This window comes from Gulosibacter chungangensis (assembly GCF_008831155.1).
In the GTDB taxonomy this organism is placed as follows: Bacteria; Actinomycetota; Actinomycetes; order Actinomycetales; family Microbacteriaceae; genus Gulosibacter; species Gulosibacter chungangensis.
In genome coordinates this window covers 647,252-664,220 of record NZ_WBKB01000001.1, presented here as the reverse complement: position 1 = coordinate 664,220, position 16,969 = coordinate 647,252, and the positions used below count along the sequence as shown (strand labels likewise).

Annotated in this window: 16 protein-coding genes, 2 tRNA genes and 1 pseudogene; 11 read left to right on the top strand and 8 right to left on the bottom strand. The window is 67.1% G+C overall.

The window, feature by feature from the left end:
• Positions 1-140 precede the first annotated feature (140 nt).
• Entirely contained in the window at positions 141-500 is a 360-nt protein-coding gene (cmtR, locus tag F8O05_RS02980) for a Cd(II)/Pb(II)-sensing metalloregulatory transcriptional regulator CmtR (protein ID WP_158051236.1), read from the top strand.
• Positions 497-1,183: a cation transporter gene (locus F8O05_RS02975; RefSeq protein WP_158051235.1), complete on the top strand. Its 687-nt coding sequence runs from the start codon at positions 497-499 to the stop codon at positions 1,181-1,183. Before cmtR ends, F8O05_RS02975 begins: the two co-directional genes overlap by 4 nt.
• A gap of 223 nt (positions 1,184-1,406) precedes the next feature.
• On the opposite strand, the gene F8O05_RS02970 is transcribed toward F8O05_RS02975, so the two are convergent.
• From F8O05_RS02970 to F8O05_RS02960, 3 genes are read right to left on the bottom strand one after another with little or no spacing between them, the layout of a single operon-like run.
• Positions 1,407-2,654 carry an MFS transporter gene (locus tag F8O05_RS02970; RefSeq protein ID WP_158051234.1) on the bottom strand — a complete coding sequence of 416 codons (1,248 nt, stop codon included), beginning with the start codon at positions 2,652-2,654 and terminating at the stop codon, positions 1,407-1,409.
• 38 nt (positions 2,655-2,692) lie between these two features.
• Positions 2,693-3,088 (bottom strand): ArsR/SmtB family transcription factor, encoded by a 396-nt coding sequence (locus tag F8O05_RS02965; protein WP_158051233.1) that lies wholly within the window; start codon positions 3,086-3,088, stop codon positions 2,693-2,695.
• Positions 3,085-3,453 (bottom strand): ArsR/SmtB family transcription factor, encoded by a 369-nt coding sequence (locus F8O05_RS02960; RefSeq protein WP_192497003.1) that lies wholly within the window; start codon positions 3,451-3,453, stop codon positions 3,085-3,087. The genes F8O05_RS02965 and F8O05_RS02960 overlap by 4 nt, the downstream gene beginning before the upstream one ends.
• A gap of 237 nt (positions 3,454-3,690) precedes the next feature.
• On the opposite strand from F8O05_RS02960, the gene F8O05_RS02955 reads away from it, so the two are divergent.
• The 4 genes from F8O05_RS02955 to F8O05_RS02940 all read left to right on the top strand — a co-directional run bounded on the left by F8O05_RS02955 (position 3,691) and on the right by F8O05_RS02940 (position 7,653).
• The gene (locus tag F8O05_RS02955) at positions 3,691-4,524 is read left to right on the top strand and encodes a hypothetical protein (protein WP_158051231.1); all 834 of its coding nucleotides are present in this window, start codon (positions 3,691-3,693) and stop codon (positions 4,522-4,524) included.
• A 108-nt stretch (positions 4,525-4,632) separates the two neighbouring features.
• Positions 4,633-5,118, top strand: a complete 486-nt coding sequence (locus F8O05_RS02950) for a hypothetical protein (protein ID WP_225735696.1) — start codon at positions 4,633-4,635, stop codon at positions 5,116-5,118.
• A 50-nt stretch (positions 5,119-5,168) separates the two neighbouring features.
• On the top strand, positions 5,169-6,896 hold the full coding sequence (locus tag F8O05_RS02945) for a type IV secretory system conjugative DNA transfer family protein (protein WP_158051357.1): 1,728 nt from the start codon (positions 5,169-5,171) through the stop codon (positions 6,894-6,896).
• Positions 6,897-7,104: 208 nt separating this feature from the next.
• Positions 7,105-7,653: a hypothetical protein gene (locus F8O05_RS02940; RefSeq protein ID WP_158051229.1), complete on the top strand. Its 549-nt coding sequence runs from the start codon at positions 7,105-7,107 to the stop codon at positions 7,651-7,653.
• On the opposite strand, the gene F8O05_RS14895 is transcribed toward F8O05_RS02940, so the two are convergent.
• Entirely contained in the window at positions 7,650-7,967 is a 318-nt protein-coding gene (locus F8O05_RS14895) for a hypothetical protein (protein ID WP_225735695.1), read from the bottom strand. The two genes, F8O05_RS02940 and F8O05_RS14895, sit on opposite strands and share 4 nt — an antisense overlap.
• 12 nt (positions 7,968-7,979) lie before the next feature.
• On the opposite strand from F8O05_RS14895, the gene F8O05_RS02935 reads away from it, so the two are divergent.
• The 5 genes and pseudogenes from F8O05_RS02935 to F8O05_RS02915 all read left to right on the top strand — a co-directional run.
• Positions 7,980-12,701 carry a helicase gene (locus F8O05_RS02935; protein ID WP_225735694.1) on the top strand — a complete coding sequence of 1,574 codons (4,722 nt, stop codon included), beginning with the start codon at positions 7,980-7,982 and terminating at the stop codon, positions 12,699-12,701.
• A gap of 64 nt (positions 12,702-12,765) precedes the next feature.
• Positions 12,766-13,227 carry a single-stranded DNA-binding protein gene (locus F8O05_RS02930; RefSeq protein WP_158051228.1) on the top strand — a complete coding sequence of 154 codons (462 nt, stop codon included), beginning with the start codon at positions 12,766-12,768 and terminating at the stop codon, positions 13,225-13,227.
• 15 nt (positions 13,228-13,242) lie between these two features.
• Positions 13,243-13,851, top strand: a complete 609-nt coding sequence (locus F8O05_RS02925; protein WP_158051227.1) for a hypothetical protein — start codon at positions 13,243-13,245, stop codon at positions 13,849-13,851.
• A gap of 233 nt (positions 13,852-14,084) precedes the next feature.
• Positions 14,085-14,510, top strand: coding sequence for a sulfate permease (locus F8O05_RS02920; protein WP_192497002.1), 426 nt, complete (start codon positions 14,085-14,087; stop codon positions 14,508-14,510).
• 152 nt (positions 14,511-14,662) lie between these two features.
• Positions 14,663-15,736, top strand: a pseudogene (locus F8O05_RS02915) (recombinase family protein); the annotation flags it as partial.
• Between the two features lie 288 nt (positions 15,737-16,024).
• Here the strand turns inward: F8O05_RS02915 and F8O05_RS14890 are convergent.
• The 4 genes from F8O05_RS14890 to F8O05_RS02900 form a co-directional block, all read right to left on the bottom strand.
• Positions 16,025-16,207 carry a hypothetical protein gene (locus tag F8O05_RS14890; RefSeq protein ID WP_225735693.1) on the bottom strand — a complete coding sequence of 61 codons (183 nt, stop codon included), beginning with the start codon at positions 16,205-16,207 and terminating at the stop codon, positions 16,025-16,027.
• 40 nt (positions 16,208-16,247) lie between these two features.
• Positions 16,248-16,320 (bottom strand) — tRNA-Ala (locus tag F8O05_RS02910).
• A 62-nt stretch (positions 16,321-16,382) separates the two neighbouring features.
• Positions 16,383-16,456: transfer RNA gene (locus F8O05_RS02905), tRNA-Ile, on the bottom strand.
• Between the two features lie 96 nt (positions 16,457-16,552).
• On the bottom strand, positions 16,553-16,960 hold the full coding sequence (locus F8O05_RS02900; RefSeq protein ID WP_158051226.1) for a DUF3566 domain-containing protein: 408 nt from the start codon (positions 16,958-16,960) through the stop codon (positions 16,553-16,555).
• Between the last annotated feature and the right edge of the window lie 9 nt (positions 16,961-16,969).

Below are 16,969 nucleotides of genomic sequence, written 5' to 3'. Positions count from 1 at the left end.
GCCGGAACTTGAGTACCCGATGCTCCCTCAGACTATCCCGTAGTCAAAGTTCGCGGAACCCGTCAGCCCGACGAGCGAACGTCTTCCCGCGACAAGCTCGACTCTTGCCGATAGGTCAGTGAACACTGTACGGTCAGTGCATGCTGACTCTTGCTTCGCGGGTGGACGTGATGAACCGGCTGGGCCGGGCGATGGCCGATCCCACCCGCTCCCGCATCTTGCTCTTCCTGCTGAACGAGCCGGGGTATCCGGCGCAGCTCGCCCGCGAGCTGGATCTGACGCGCACGAACGTGTCGAACCACCTCGCCTGTCTGCGCGGATGCGGGATCGTGGTCGCCGAGCCCGAGGGCCGGCAGACCCGCTACGAGATCGCCGATCCCCACCTCGCAGCCGCGCTGACGGCCCTGGTTGACGTGACCTTGGCGGTCGACGAGAACGCGCCGTGCATCGACCCGGCCTGCACGGTCCCCGGTTGCTGCACCCCGGAGGAGGAGAAGTGACGACGGCGGTGCTGACTCCTTCGCGGAGCGGAGTGCTGCGGCGGCAGATCAGGATCGTGGTCGCGATCACGATCACCTGGAACGTCATCGAGGCGGCGGTCGCTCTCGCCGCCGGTGGTACCGCGTCGTCAGCCGCGTTGATCGGGTTCGGCCTGGACTCGATCGTGGAAGTCCTCTCTGCCGCGGCGGTGGCCTGGCAGTTCGCCGCTCCCGATCCCGAGAAGCGCGAGAAGGTCGCGCTGCGCGTGATCGCGGTGTCCTTCTTCGGCCTTGCCGCCTACGTCTCGGTCGACGCGACCCTGTCGCTGACGGGTCTGCGAGACCCGGAGCATTCGACGGTCGGGATCGTGCTGGCCGCGTTGAGTCTTCTGGTGATGCCGTTCCTGTCCTGGTTTGAGCGGCGCACCGGACGCGAACTCGGCTCCGCCTCCGCGGTCGCGGACTCTAAGCAGACCCTGATCTGCACCTACCTCTCCGCCGCCTTACTCGTTGGACTCCTGCTCAACAGCCTGCTCGGATGGGCGTGGGCGGACTCCATCGCTGCCCTGGTGATCGCTGGCTTCGCCATCCGCGAGGGCATCGAGGCATGGCGTGGCGATGCGTGCTGCGCCGCGCCCGTCGCCGTCCTCACCGGAGAACGCGAGCCTGAGCATTGCGACGACACCTGCTGCAAAGCTCCTTAGCCACTCTCGGGTTCACGCCCACTGACGATCCCTCAGCCAGCGCGACGAACCTTCACCAACGGTGATCGTTCGTCACCCATCGCCTTTGACTTCGGAAGCCTTGTGCCACTTGGGAAGTAGCCCCATTAGCATGTCGGACCCCGAGTCGGAACCTGAGTGCTCACGGCTGGTTTCAGCATAGTTGAGGGCGCGGGTTTCGGGAACCCGTTGTCCCGCGTCTTGCTCAGTGCTGCGCCTTGGCCCGGCGTTCAGCTGCGGCCGCGTCGAGGTGCGGGCGGGCCTGCCAGGTGATGAGCGCGAAGAGTGCGCCCAGGATGCCGAGTGCGACGAGCACGAGCGCGACAGCGGGTAGGCCGATCGCCGCGCCGAGCGCCCCGGCGAAAGGGTAGGTGATGAGGAAGCAGGCATGCGAGAGGGAGAACTGCGCGGCGAACACGGCGGGCCGGTTCTGCTCAGTGCAGTTACGGCGCAGCAGACGCGCGGACGGGGTGAGAATCGTGGAGGTCCCGGCCCCGAGCAGTACCCAGAGCGCCAGCAGTGTAACCCATTGGGATGTGCCCTCTAACCAGGCGATGGTTCCGGAAGTTGCGAGCAACAGGAACGGCAGGGCGACGCCGCCGGTGAGCATCACGCGACGATCAGGGAGGGAGTCGAGCAGCTTGGGCATGCCGAGCGCGACGATCATGGAGCCCAGACCATAGGCACCCAGGAGGAGCGCGACGTCGATCTGGGGACGGCCGAGGTCGCCTTGGACGAGGATGACGGTGTTCACGATGACCATCGCGGTCGTGGTTGCGACAACGAGGTTCAATCCCATCAGCCCGCGCAGTTCGCTATTGGCCCAGAACGCTTGTGCCCCGCGGGTGAGGCGGTTTAGGAACGGCGCAGGTGCTGGGGGCTCGATGTGCGGGAAGCGGGATGCGATCACGAGGATCGCGGAGGCGAGGAACCCGACCACGGTGCCGACGAAGAGGTTGTGGAAGCTGACCACAGTCAGCAGCACGGCGGCGAGCATCGGGCTGACCAGCGACTCGAGGACATATGCCAGGCGCGAAAGCGACAGCGCCCGCGTATACTCGCGCTCGTCCGGCAGCACGGAGGGGATCACGGCCTGGAACGCGGGCGTGAACGTCGCCGAAGCCGACTGCAGCAGGAAGATCAGGAGGTAGATCTGCCACGCCTCGGTTACGAACGGCAACGACACCGCCACCCCCGCCCGGATCAGGTCTGCGCCGATGAGCACTTGCTTGCGGGACAGGCGCGCGACGAGCGCGGTCGTGACCGGGGAGACAGCGACGTAGGCGACCATCTTGATCGTCATCGCCACCCCCAGCACTATCCCGGCATCCCCGCCCGCGATCTCGAACGCGAGCAGACCCAGCGCGACGGTGAGCAGGCCCGTGCCGAGCAGGGCGATGATCTGCGCGCTGAACAGCTTCGCGTAGGTCGGGTTACGGAGAACGGCAAGCATCAGGGTGGGTCAATCGGTTCAGGGAGGAGGACGCCGGGTTACTGCTGGGCGGCGTGGTGGTGGGGCGGGATCTGCCCGTTCGCGACCGCGTGCTCGGCCTGCTTGATCGGCTCGGCCACCAGAGCGACGGCGCGCTCGTCGGCGAGCCGGTAGAGCACGCTCGTGCCCTCCTGCCGGGTCGTGACCATCCGCGCCATCCGCATCCGGGCCAGATGCTGCGACACCCTCGAGGGCTTCTTCCCCACGATCTCCGCCAGCGCGTTCACGGGCAGCTCGTCAGCCCGCCAAAGAGCGAGCACGATCTGCTCGTGATCGCCGCGGTCATGCGCGTGCCTGTCGGGGTGCGCCTGCCCGTGGGCGTCCAGGTGCGGATGCGCGTATGGCGCGTGCGCGTGGGCAGCATCCTGTCCGTGGTCGTGGATGTGTGCGGTCATGGCTGATCCTGATTCGTCTGCTGGTGGTGGTGAGGCGTGCCGCCCAGGGTGTGCTCGGCCTGGAAGATCGCGTCCGAGACGAGCTGGGAGGCATGCTCGTTCTCCAACCGGTAGAACACCCGCTGCCCCTCCTGCCGGGTCGCCACGATCCGCGCCAGACGCAGCTTCGCCAAATGCTGCGAAACCGCCGCCGGGGACTTGTCCACCACCTCGGCCAACTGGTTCACCGGCAGCTCGCCCGCCTGCCGCAACGCGAGGATGATCCGCACCCGGGTCGCGTCCGCGAGCATCCCGAACACCTCCACCGCAAGCTCGACATACTCCGAATCCGGATCGAGCCCGCATACCTGCTTATCTGCGTCCATACGCAGATTATTGCACACTCCTGACTGCTCAGGATGTGAGGTCAAGAAGCGATACGCACCCGCGCCAACTCGGCCGAAGCGCACGAATCGCGAGGATCACGTGCGAATCCGAGTTCGCCGTTCTTCGCCGCGCACCTCCCGACATGAAGCACCTCGGGAAGCCATGCCGATTCGAAATCGCGGCAGTTGGGACGATCTCGCAAACTCCGACTGGCTCCGGTCGGAGGCATGACGGCCATGCCTGGCAATGATTGGAACGAGGTTCGGGATCAGATCGCTCTCGGCCGCGCGCTGGACGCCTTCGAGGCTCACGTGGATCGGGAGGCCACACTTGGCGGGCTACTTCTCTCCGAACCGTTGTTCTCGGTGCGCGATGGGGAGGTCGGACTCCTGACGCCCCAGGAGCGGGTCGTCGTGGTCGAGGTCAATGGAGAGAGCGGCGGGCGGGCACTGCGGGCAGGGCCGTTGCGGGAAGGACCATTCGAAGCGCGGGTACGGAACACAACCGACACCGCAGGCGCGGCACGCACACTCGGCATGAGCGAGACCGAGGCTGAGCAACTCCTGTCCCACCTCGAGCAAGCCGTACGAGCGGGAATCACCGCCTACGGCCAGGCCACAGAGGCTTTCGACCGCGAGCAGCAGCGACTAACCTGCAACATGAATGCGCTCAACGATGGCCTGGAGCGCATCGTTCGCGTCTACAGCGAGCACGTTCATCTGGAATACGAGGACCCCGAGACCTTCGGGGGTGGGCACTACGTGCTGTATCCGATCGAGAACAGCGACGCCCGCTTCGCGATCGAGGAACGCTACACGGGCACCGACTGGTCCGACCCTGATCGTCTGCCGACTTCCTGGGCATGGCGTGCTGAACGCACGGCACGGCGAACAGACGGCACTTATGGATGGCGCGTCTCCGCGCGCGGCGCAGTCGATTCGGACGACGCGGCGACGCTGCTCAGGCAGGCCGAGATCTGGGCGAAGCGAACCCGCAACGCTGCCCAGCACGCCGTATCGGTTCGGCGTGATGCGCCAGGTCGCCCATCGCCGGACGCACCCCGCTTGTGATCCAAACGGGTCCAACGGCCCCGTAGGAGCGTCGAAGCCAAGATCGTCGCTGGTCGCGTCCGGGCTCACCTCGGCGACATGAGGAAACCCGAGCCTGAGTCTGTCCCGGTGTCGATCCCGCACGTCGTGCTCGACGTGCACGCAGACGGCACGCTCACTGCGACGCTTGACGGTGCGCCGTTCTCACCGCCCGAGGGTGCGCCGGCGTGGCTGCGATCGTCGTTCCCGGAGATCGTCGACCTGGCCAGCCGAAACCGCGTCATCCCTGTGCGGGTGGAGGTTCGCGAAGCCGATGGGGCGGTGTTCACCGACTTCATTCCCTCCAGGCCGCATCGCACCTCCGAGAACACGCCGCAGGCCGCGCCGAAGCGTGCGGCCGTGCCGGTCTTCCACACCGTTGAGGGGCCAGGGTTCGTCCCTGGCGAGGATGTCGCGGTCGCGATCATCACGGGGCACACTGACGCCGCGCACACGGGTATCGCCCGCGCGCTCATCGACCCCACGCACCTCAGCGCGGAGAACGCGGGCGGCGGCGTGGAAGTGCTGCTGTTCGGGCGGGTCTCCGGCACGACGATCGTACGGCGGGTGCCGTGAACGAGGGCCGGCAGACCGGCTCGTTCGGGGATGAACTGACGAACCTGGCAATGATCGGCCTGGTCGTGCTCTTCGGCGTTGCGCTCGTGCTGCGTGGGGCAGGGTCGATTGCGGCGTTTCTGACCGGCACCGCGCAGCCTGCGGCCGGCCCGGCGTCCGGGGTCGCTGTGCTGTTCCGGCCGGGCGACCCCGCCGCGGCGTTGGAGGCGGCGGGCCTGAATCCGGTCGTCTACTGGGTCGTCGCCACGCTTCTGCTGGCGGCCCTCGTCGCCGCCGGCATGTGGGGGTGGACTCGGCTGCGGCGACACGCCCGCAGGATCGAGACCGACCCGCGACGGATCGCGGGGACGGCGACGAAGCACGAGGTCGCCAAGGCCGCGTCCAGTGCGGCGCTGCTGAAACGGGCCGGCACTCTGCGGCCTTCGCTGGAATCACCGCGGCCGCACGATGTCGGCTACCGGATCGGGACGTCCAAGGGCAGCGAGGTGTGGGCGTCGGTCGAGGACTCGATCCTCGTGATCGGCCCGCCGCGGAGTGGGAAGTCGCTGCAGATCCTGGTCAACGCGATCCTGGACGCGCCTGGCGCGGTCGTCTCGACCTCGACGAGACCGGACAACATGACCGCCACCTTGCGGGCGCGGCAGAGGGTCGGGCCGGTGGCCGTGTTCGACCCGCAGCGCCTGGCGGAGGGGCTTCCGGCCGGTTTGCGGTGGTCGCCGATCAGAGGGTGCGAGAACCCGCAGACGGCGATGATCCGCGCGGCGGGCCTTGCGTCCGCGACCGGGCTCGCTGGGGGCGGCGTCGATGGCGGCGGGTTCTGGGAGGGCAAGACGCGCACGGCGCTGCAAGGGTTGCTGCACGCGGCTGCGCTCGACCATCGTCCACCGAGCGAGCTGTTCAGATGGACCCTCGATCCGACGGCGGCGGCGGATGCCGTGGCGATCCTGGTCAACAACGCCGGGGCGGCGCTGGGGTGGGCGGAGTCGCTGGAGGCGATGATCGACGCCGATCCGCGCACGAGGGACAGCATTTGGCAGGGCGTGAGTCTGGCGCTCGGCGCACTGGCCGACCCGCGGGTGCTCGATTCGGTCAGTCCGGGCGAGGGCGAGAGCTTCGACCCGGCCGCGTTCATCCGCGACTGTGGCACCCTGTTCCTCCTGGCGACGGGCTCGGGCTCCAATGCCTCGGCGGCGCTCGTCGCTGCGCTGGTGGAAGACCTGGTGGAGACCGCGCGGCGGCTGGCTGCGCGCTCGGCGGGTGCCCGTCTCGATCCGCCGATGCTGTTGGCGCTCGATGAGATCGCCAACCTTGCCCCGCTGCCGAGCCTGCCGACGCTCATGGCGGAAGGGGGCGGCACCGGGGTCACGACGATGCCGGTTCTGCAATCGCTGGCGCAGGCACGCGACCGCTGGAACGAGAACCAGGCCAATGCGATCTGGGACGCGAGCATCGTCAAGATCATCCTCGGCGGGGCGTCGTCCTCGCGCGACCTGCAAGACCTATCCACACTCATCGGCGAGCGGGACGAGACCACCGACTCGGTGACGCTCGGCGATCACGGCTCCCGCTCCAACCAGCGGTCGGTACGACGCGTCGCGATCCTGCCTCCTGACCGCATCCGGACGCTGCCGTTCGGAACCGGTGTCGTGATGCTGCGCTCCGCCGCACCGATCATCACCGACCTGCGGGCCTGGCCCGATCGCCCCGACGCCGACCGGCTCAAGGCCGACCGTGCGGAGATCGAGGCTCTGCTGGAAGCGGGCGCGGATGGGCCATGACCGACACTCCCAGACGCCCGTGATCGGCGCGACGTCTGATAGCCACGACCGCTCTGGGCGGGGGTGGCCGTGACGGCGCGCCGACGGCGCACGGTTCCACCGGGTCAGCTCGAACTCGACCTGTGGGGGCTCGACGAGCCCGCCGCCGACACCCTGTTGGCGAGCGGGGAATCCAGCACGCCAGCAACCGAGACGAGGGAGAGCACCGATGAACCGCTACGGAGCACGAGTGCGGGAGCACTGGACGAGGCACGCCCCGAACAGGCTGGCGGAGCTGGAGAACCCGGAGCAGTTCTTCACCGACCTCGGGGCGGAGATACAGGGCCAAGTGTCGGACCTGGCAGCGAAACTGGAGAACAATCCGGCCTGGATGCTGGAGATGGGGCGCTCTTCGGCGCAGACTTACTTACAGGACGTGGCCCGTCGGACGACGGCTCGCAGGATCGCAGAGGAGGTCGTGATGAACCAGCTCGCATGGATCAGCGACCCGAGCCTGCCACTGGATCAGGCCCGCGAGGAATGGGAGCAGACCCGTCCCTCGGACGAGAACCTGGTGACCTGGGCGGAGAGGATGCAGGACGCACCGGACCTGATGCCCTCGACGGTCGAGCTGGAGGACAAGGCCAAGGAGTGGGCCGTCCCGGTCGAGTTCTTGGAGGGACTGGTCGAGGCGGAGATTCCGCGCCAGTACCTGGAGTCGAACCGGGCGCTGCTGGCCGAAGCGGCGACGATCCGCTTCCTCCGCGAAGTCCGCTAACCCCGCAAGAACCGGTCGCGGCTGAGCTGCCGCGGTTCGTCCCTGCGTCGCAGGACGACCTCGCCCCGTCCGGAGCAAAAGCGCGGTTCCGCGCCAACCTCGCCGCGATCCAGGTCGTCCGCACGCTGGCCGAGCAGCAGCGGGCCGCCACCGCTGATGAACGGCAGGCACTGGCCCGCTGGTCGTCGTGGGGTGCGATCCCCGAGGTCTTCGACGACGCCAAGCCTGAGTGGGACAGCGAGCGCGACGAGCTGCGCGACCTGCTCAGCGCGGATGAGTGGGACGCAGCGGCCCGCACGACGATCAACGCGCACTACACCGATCCGATGATCGTCGCTCAGATCTGGCGCGCCATGCGCACGCTCGGGTTCGACGGCGGCGAGGTGCTGGAACCGGGCTCGGGCGCGGGCACCTTCATCGGCCTGGCACCCGAGACCGCACAGATGACCGGCGTCGAGCTGGACCCGCTGACCGCCGCGATCAGCCGCGGGCTGTACCCGCACGCGACGATCCGGGCCGAGTCGTTCGCCGACACCCGGCTGCCGGAGGCGCATTTCGACGCGACGGTCGGGAACGTCCCGTTCGGGAACATCGTGTTGCACGACGCGCTGCACAATCCAACCCGGCAGACGATTCACAACCACTTCATCCTGAAGAGCCTGCGGTTGACCAGGCCGGGCGGGCTGGTCGCCGTGTTGACCTCGCACTACACGCTCGACGCGCAGAACCCCGGCGCCCGACGCGAGATGAACCTGCTCGCCGATCTCGTGGGAGCCGTCCGACTCCCGACCGGCGCGCATCGTCGGGCCGCGGGAACCGAGGTCGTCAGCGACCTGCTGATCTTCCGCCGCCGCGAAGACGGCCAGCCGCCGGCCGATGACCTGTGGGAGACCGTCACCCCGATCAGCGTGGACGGTCAACTCATCAAGATCAACGCCTACTTCGACCATCATCCCGAGCGGGTGCTCGGCGATCTGGAGGTCGGTCACGGGATGCACGGCAACGCCACCCTCAACGTGCGCGGCGATCTTGACCGGCTCGAGGACGAACTGCGCGACGCGATCGAGCAGGTCACGTTCAGCGCCCGTCGGCAAGGGCTGACGATGACCGAGCGCACCGGCGCGCAGGAGACCCGCCGTGCGGCGTTCACGCCAGCCCCGCCCGAGCTGTGGGACGGCAGCATCGTCCCCACCGACGGCGGCGAGTTCGGCAGCGTCGTCGACGGCGGCGTCCAACCGTTGGAGGTACCCAAGTCCGCCGCGGTCGAGCTGCGCGCGCTGCTCGGCTTACGCGACGGAGCGACCCGGCTGCTGGCCCTGGAAGCTGCCACGGTGGATGACACCGACGAGATCGTCCAGGCCCGTGAAGGGTTGCGCCGCAGCTATCAGAAGTACGTCGGCAAGTACGGGCCGCTGAACCGCTACTCGCTGCGCCGCACCGGCCGCACCAACGACACCGGCGAGGAGACCTACGCCAGGGTCGTGCCGACGCCGATCCGCATCCTCCGCTCGGACCCGTTCGGGCCGCTCGTGCTGGCGCTGGAGCAGTTCGATGACACCGACCAGACCGCGGCCCCGGCGGCGATCATGTCCCGCCGCGTCGTCGCACCGCGCGCCGAGATTCAGGGCGTCGAGACCCCCGCGGATGCCGTCGCGGTCAGCCTCGACCGCACCGGCGGCATCGACCTCGGCCTGATCGCCGACATGCTCGGCATGGACGAGACCGAGGCGCGCGGGGCATTGACCGGTCTCGTGTTCACCGATCCGGTCACCGACGAGCTCGTCCACGCACCGGCCTACGTTTCCGGCGATGTGCGGGCGAAGCTCGACGCCGCGAAGGCACGCGCCGCCGATGATCCTGAGTTCCAGACCAACGTGGACGCGCTGACCGAGGTGCTGCCGGAGACGCTGGGCGTGGAGGACATCACTGCACGGCTCGGCGCGGTCTGGATCAGCGCCGACATTCACGAACAGTTCCTCAACCAGCTGCTGCGCACCCGCGAGGTCCGCGTGGAGAACGCATTGCCGGGCATGTGGGAGGTTCGCGGCGGACGGCAGGGGCTGCTGGCCACCAGTGAGTGGGGCACCGAGCGTCGCCCCGCACCGGACATCGCGCAGGCCGTGATGGAGCAACGCACGCTGCTCGTCTACGACGAGGTCGAGGACATCGAGGGCAAGAAGCGTCGCGTCCTCAACCCGGTCGAAACGACCGCCGCGCAGGAGAAGGCCGATGCGCTTCAGGAGCGGTTCGGCGAATGGGTGTGGGAAGACCCCGAGCGAGCCCGAGCACTGGTGGACGAGTACAACACGCGGTTTAACTCGCTCGTCTTGAGGGACTACACCGGGGCCGGGGAGTACCTGACGCTGCCGGGGCTCGCGGCGAACTTCTCCCCACGGCCGCATCAACGCTCCGCGGTCGCGCGCATGATCGCCGAACCCTCCGCCGGGTTGTTCCATGAAGTCGGCGCGGGCAAGACGGCCGAGATGATTATGGGCGTCATGGAGATGCGCCGCATGGGCCTGATCTCCAAGCCGGTCCTGGTCGTCCCGAATCACATGCTCGAACAGTTCGGCCGGGAGTGGTTGCAGATCTACCCGCGCGCCAAGATTCTCGCCGCGTCCAGCAAAGACCTCACCGCGGACAAGCGTCGTCTGTTCGTTGCCCGCGCGTCCGCGAGCGAGTGGGACGGCGTGCTCATGACGCAGGGCGCGTTCGCCAAGATCCCGCTGCGGCCGGAGACGCAGCAGACCTACGTCGATGCGCAGGTCGAGCAGTTGCGCCGCGTCCTGCAGGATGCTGAGGGCGAGGACCGGATGAGCGTCAAGCGCATCCAACGCAAGCTGCTCCAACTGGAGAACCGGGCCAAGGCGCGCGCCGACTCCGACCGTGATGTCGGGGTCTGCTTCGAGGACACCGGTATCGACTACGTCGTTGTGGACGAGATGCACATGTATAAGAACCTCTCCACGGAGTCGAACATCCGCGACGCCTCGATCGACGGCTCCGAGCGGGCGACCGACCTGCACATGAAGTTGGAGTACCTGCGCTCCCTGGGACGGGAGCGGGTGGTGACCGGGGCGACCGCGACCCCGATCAGCAACTCGGTGACTGAGGCGTACGTGATGCAGAAGTACCTGCGGCCCGACCTGCTCGACGCGGCCGGGATCGGGAGTTTCGACGCCTGGGCGGCGACGTTCGGGCAGACCGTCACGCAGATGGAAATGGCCCCGACCGGGAACAACACGTTCCGGATGAAGACCAGGTTCGCGAAGTTCTCCAACGTGCCGGAGATGCTGCGGCTGTGGAGCATCTTCGCCGACGTGAAGACCGGCGAAGACCTGCAACTCCCGGTGCCGGACCTCGCCCCTCGCGACGACGGGAAGCGCGCGCCCGCGACGGTGGCCGTGCAGCCCACGGTGGAGCTGGAGCAGTTCATCGAACACCTCGGCAGGCGCGCGGACAAGGTGGCGACCAAGAGCGTGTCGCCGAGCGAGGACAACATGCTCGCCATCAGCACCGACGGGCGCAAGGCCGCTCTCGACATCCGCATGATCGTCCCGAACTCCCCGTCCGGGCCGACCAAGGTGGACGTCGCCGCCGACACCATCTATCGCGTCTGGGAGCAGACCAAGGACAACGAGTACCTCGACACCATCACCGGGGAACCCTCGCCGGTGCGTGGTGCCTTGCAGCTGGTGTTCTCCGACATCGGCACCCCGAACCGGGAACGGTGGAACGCCTACGACGAGCTGCACCTTCAGCTTGTGCAGCGCGGGATGCCCGCCGAGGCGATCCGGTACATGCACGAGGCGAAGACCGACGCGGACAAGGCCAGGCTGTTCGCGGCAGCGCGAGCCGGCCACATCGCCGTCCTGATGGGTTCGACGGAGAAGATGGGCGTCGGCACGAACGTGCAAGCCAGGGCGGTCGCGCTGTACCACCTGGACTGCCCGTGGCGGCCCAGCGACATCGCGCAACGCGAGGGCCGCATCCTGCGCCAGCTGAACCAGAATCCCGAGGTCGCGATCGTCCGGTTCGTCACCGAGCGATCCTTCGACTCCTATATGTGGCAGGGCGTGGAACGGAAGGCCACGTTCATCTCCCAGCTCATGCGCGGCAGGCTCGACTCCCGCGAGATCGAAGAGATCGACTCATCCGCCCTCTCGGCCGCGGAAGCGAAGGCGATCAGCTCGGGCAACCCACTGCTGTTGGAGCACTCCACCATCCAGAACGAGGTCACCCGGCTGCAACGGCTCGAACGCGCCTACCACCGCAACCAGTCCATGCTCGTCCACACCCGCGACCGCTCCCAGGACGATGCCCGCCGCGCCACCGCGGACATCGCGGCCCTCGAAGCCGCGCTCCCGCGGATTGCCGACACGTCCGGCGGTCGGTTCCGGATGGAGCTGCGGGACAGCGGTTACACGTCCCGCGTCGACGCGGCGCACGCACTCGCGACCTGGGCGCACGCCTCCGACCTGAAATGGGCACCTCGGTACGCCAGCCGCGACTACGGCACCATCGGCTCGATCAGCGGATTCGACATCACGGTGAACACGAGTCCGGCGTTCGGCGGTGAGGTCATGGTGCACGTCGCGCTCGACGGCGTGCCGCGCAGCTCGTTCATGCTCGGCCGCGACCTCTTTCTCGAAGGCGGCGTCGGGTTGATCCAGCGCATCGAGAACCGTGTCTCCGGCATCCCTAGCCTGCTCGACCAGGCCCGTACCGACCTCGCCGCCGCCGAGGAAGCCACGGCCGAGGCGCAGCAGCGGATCGGTCAACCGTTCCGCTACGCCCAGGCGCTCAGAGACGCCAGGGAAGACCTCGCCGACGTTGAGACCCGCCTGGCTGCGATGCAGGAGGACATCGAGAACGCCGCGCCCGGCCCGGAGCCGATCACGTCAGACGAAGGGCTCACCGTCGAAGCAGTCAGAGCCCACCGGGCCGCGCTCGGGGTCAGGGGCGATCCGCAACGCAGTCCTGTCGCGGCCGCCTCTGCTGCGGCCGGGGAGTGCGCGGCGCGTGATCCGCACTCGCTGGGCTTGTAGGCGAGCACCTGCCTGCCACATCGGCCGTGGGAATGCGGCCGTGGGAAGGACAGGAGGCTACGAGATGAGCATCAAGAACGCCACGGTCATGGTCTGTCACATCGCCGGTGACCCGAGGCTGACTTACAGCGAGAAGACGGGGACGCCGCGGTTCTACGCGCGCGTAGGCGTCGATCACTGGCGGCGCGAGGAAGACGGCACGTTCACCAAGCTCGATCGCACGTTCCACGACCTCTCGCTGCGCTACAAGGCCGCAGAGGTCGCGAAGGAGCTGTACCGCAAGGGCGATGACGTCATCGCCACCGGAAAGTTCGAGAAGTTCCCCGACCCCGAGACCGGAGTCGAGCGGGAAGAGTTCCGGGCCGACACGCTCACCCCGAACCCGGTCAGCGGCCGGATCACGATCAACCGTGAGCCGCGCAACGCGACCGTCGAGCGCGACGCCGCCGGCGTGGATCGCAATCAGGCGTTCGAGCGCCCCGACCAGTCCCCGCAGGCGCGCGAGCCGGCCGTGCTGGGCTCCTGAGCAGGAGCCCAGCACATGGCCAACGACGACACCTCCACTACGGGCGACGAAGCAGAGGACCGTCCAGATCCCGACCTCGATCCTGCCTCGATCCCCGAGCCCCGCGGCGACCTCGGACCGATACTCGATGAGCCGCCGGCGCCGATCAACTGGAACCTGCTGCGCGCTGACGAGGCCGAGCACGCCTGGCTGGAGCTGAACCAGTGGGTCAACTGGCTTCGCGTCACCTACGGCCTGCCTGCCAGCGTGGTACCGCCGATGTGGCACAAGCATTGGGAACTGGTGTGGGAGCTGAGCGCGCTGCACCTGCACTGGCTGTGCGCCTACGACCCGCAGCAGTCTGGCAGCGCACCGCTGGGCTGGCATCGGGACTTCAGCGACGCGCGGCAGCGGCTACGCGATTGGGTGGGGGCCAGCGGCACCCGGCTCGATCGGGACCGGCCGACCCGGCAGACCGTCTGGCCCGGCGAAGACCCCGCCGCACCGATCGAGGACGTAGAGATCGTCAACCGAGACGAGGATTTCGTGGACTTCGTGATCGCAGACGTGAACCGACGCCGGCAAGCCGAAGAAGACTTCCTCGCCAACCTCAACGTCGATCCGCAGACCGGCGAAGTCCTCTAGACGGCAACCAGCGGGGCCGAGACCAGCAGAGTCTCGGCCCCGCTGGCGTGCGCAGCCCACGAGGGGCACGCCGCCCGGTGCCTTCCGCATGTCGGGGCCGGGGCGTAGACTGGTCGCAGGCGACAGGAATCAGCTAGGCCATCCGCCTCACGGTCGGTAGCATGACGAGCCAGAGATCCGCTCAGGCAAGTCCTCCCAACACATTGGCGTCGCCGCCAGTGGAGGACTGCGCCATGTTCCGGCTGATCTTTACCGCGACCGCCAACACTCACGGGCTTCTCGGCTATGCACCGAGCAACCTGCTGCTCGACTACATCCGCACCCGCCGCGATCCGAAGTGGGCATTGTGGGCGATGCTCATCGCCGTCCCGTACTTCGCCATCGCCTACTGGTGCACCACGATCATCGACAACGGCGGGCCGGGCTGGCTCCACCTCGTCGTCCTCGTCTGCATCTGGAACGCCCTCAAGTTCCTCATCATGGGGCCGGTCACCCTGGCCCGGCTCACCCGCGAGCACATCCGGGCGCGGCGGCAGGCGCGTGCCCAGGCCGATGATCTTGCGACTCGGGTCGGTGCACCTGCCGCCCATGAAGCACTACCGGGTGACGAGCACCGGCCGACGGATCGCGGCCGAGTCCCGGACACGCTCCACCCCTGACACCAAGCAACTGATCGCGCTCGTGCTGCACGTCGCTGACGAGCTCCACGCCCAAGAACTCGACGAGCGACAGCGTCAGATCGGTGATCGACAAAGGGCTGAGGACATAGCACCGGCCGCCGAGGCGGCGGCTGCAGACGGAGGTAGTAGTCATGACACTCGCGATGCCCATGCAGGAGACGGACCTTGCACCCCTGCTGACCGCGGTGACGTATCAGCGGGTCTCGACCAAGGAACAGGCGTCCAAGGGCGGTCGTGACGAAGGGTTCTCGATCCCGGCGCAACGTCAGGCGAACGCCCGCAAAGCCGAAGACCTCGGAGCACGGATCGTCGCTGAGTTCGTTGACGCTGGAGAGTCGGCTCGTTCAGCAGATCGGCCCGACCTGCAACGGATGCTGGAGTACATCACCACGCATCAGGTCAACTACTGCATCGTCCACAAGGTCGATCGCCTCGCGCGGAACCGCCTTGACGACGTGGAGATTCACCGCCGCCTGGTCGAAGCCGGTGTCATGCTGGTGTCGGCGACGGAGAACATCGACGAGACTCCATCCGGGATGCTGCTGCACGGCATCATGTCCTCGATCGCGGAGTTCTATTCCAAGAACCTCGCAACCGAGGTCGCCAAGGGTCTGACGCAGAAGTTCGAGACTGGCGGCACCCCGATGCGCGCCCCGATCGGCTACCTCAACGTCCGCAAGCGCGACGATCAAGGACGCGAGTACCGCACCATCGAGATCGACCCTGAGCGTGCTCCGCTCGTGCGGTGGGTGTTCGAGCAGTATGCAGGCGGCGACCGCACCGTCGTTGATCTGCTCGCCGAAGTCACAGCACGGGGGCTTACGACCGTGCCGACCCCGAAACGTCCCTCCGGTCCGATGGCACGCTCGGGATTCTTCAAGCTCCTGCGCAATCCGTACTACATCGGCGTCGTCCGTTACAAAGGCGCAGAGCAAGCGGGCACGCACGAGCCTCTGATCGACATGGCGACCTGGCAGCAGGTACAGAGCCTGCTCAACGCTCGGAAGATCGCGTCCGAGCGGCGGCGCAGCCACGACCACTACCTGAAGGGCGCCCTGTATTGCGGGGCGTGCGGATCGCGCCTACAACTCGACTTCCCGGCCAACAAGCAGGGCGTCCGCTACGCCTACTACGTCTGCTCGGGCCGAGCCTCCAAGCGGAAGAACTGCACTCGCCGTGCCGTGCCGGTCGGGATCGCGGAGCAGCTCGTCGCGGACTGCTACCGCGACATCGCGATCACCGAAGAGCAGTACGCGGCACTCGCCGCGCAAGTCGAGGCCGCATTCGATGAACGCCTCACGTCCCGGTCACAAGAACTTGCCGAGCTGACGGAGAACCGCAAGCGGCTGCAGAACGAGAGCGACAAACTGCTCGCCGCGCACTTCGCCGACGCGATCGACCTAGAGACCCTCAAGCGACACCAAGACCGCATCCGCGCCGGCCTCGCCGACATCGACCGACGCCTCGCCAGCGAGCACGACTACCACGAGGGATCACGCAAGCAACTCAGCACCGCGCTGAGCCTGCTGGTCGACTGCGCCACCCTGTACGCCCGCACCGACGAGCACGGCAAGCGACTGGCGAACCAAGCACTGACCAACGGCATCGAGATCAGCGAAGACGAAAGGGCGACGATCCGGCTCGCTGAGCCCTTCGCCGCCCTCGCACCCGAGCACGCATCGAGCGATGTCAGGTGTTCTAGTACGTCTTCAATTGTGGAGCCTAGGAGACTCGAACTCCTGACATCCTGCTTGCAAAGCAGGCGCTCTACCAACTGAGCTAAGGCCCCGTGCTGTTCTTTCGAACAACTGCAGTTCCGAAGAACTACCGGATCAATCCTACTGGATTGAGTGGGGCTACGAGGACTTGAACCTCGGACCTCATCGTTATCAGCGATGCGCTCTAACCACCTGAGCTATAGCCCCAATCCTGTGCTTCACCATTCGCTTGGAATGCCTTGGCACAAGAGAAAAGATTACCAGTTCTTTTCCGCTGCGCAAAATCCGCGGCCAAAAATTTTTCTAGGAGTTTGTGAACCCGAAGACGATGCCCCCGGTCAGCCGCACCGTGAGGTTGTAGAGGAACGCCGCAATTGCCGCCAGGGCGGTCATCACCACGATCTCCAACAGCGCGAGAATCGCCGAGAAGGCGAGCACACCCTGGAAGTTGATGAACGTCTCCACGGTGATCTGCTCGTTGCTCGTGACGTCGTTCAGCAGGTTATTGATCGACTCCATCACGCCGGTGTTGGCCAGCACCGTCCACAGCAAAATCGCGGCAACGATAATGACCACGCCGACGCAGGCGGCGATGAGCAGTGCGAGCTTCACCACCGACCACACGTCAATTTGAACGAGACGAAGCCGCACTTGCTTTTTGGAGGTGCGACGCTCCGACTTCTTTGCGAGCTTGTCCGCTACAGATGTCATGATGGTCGA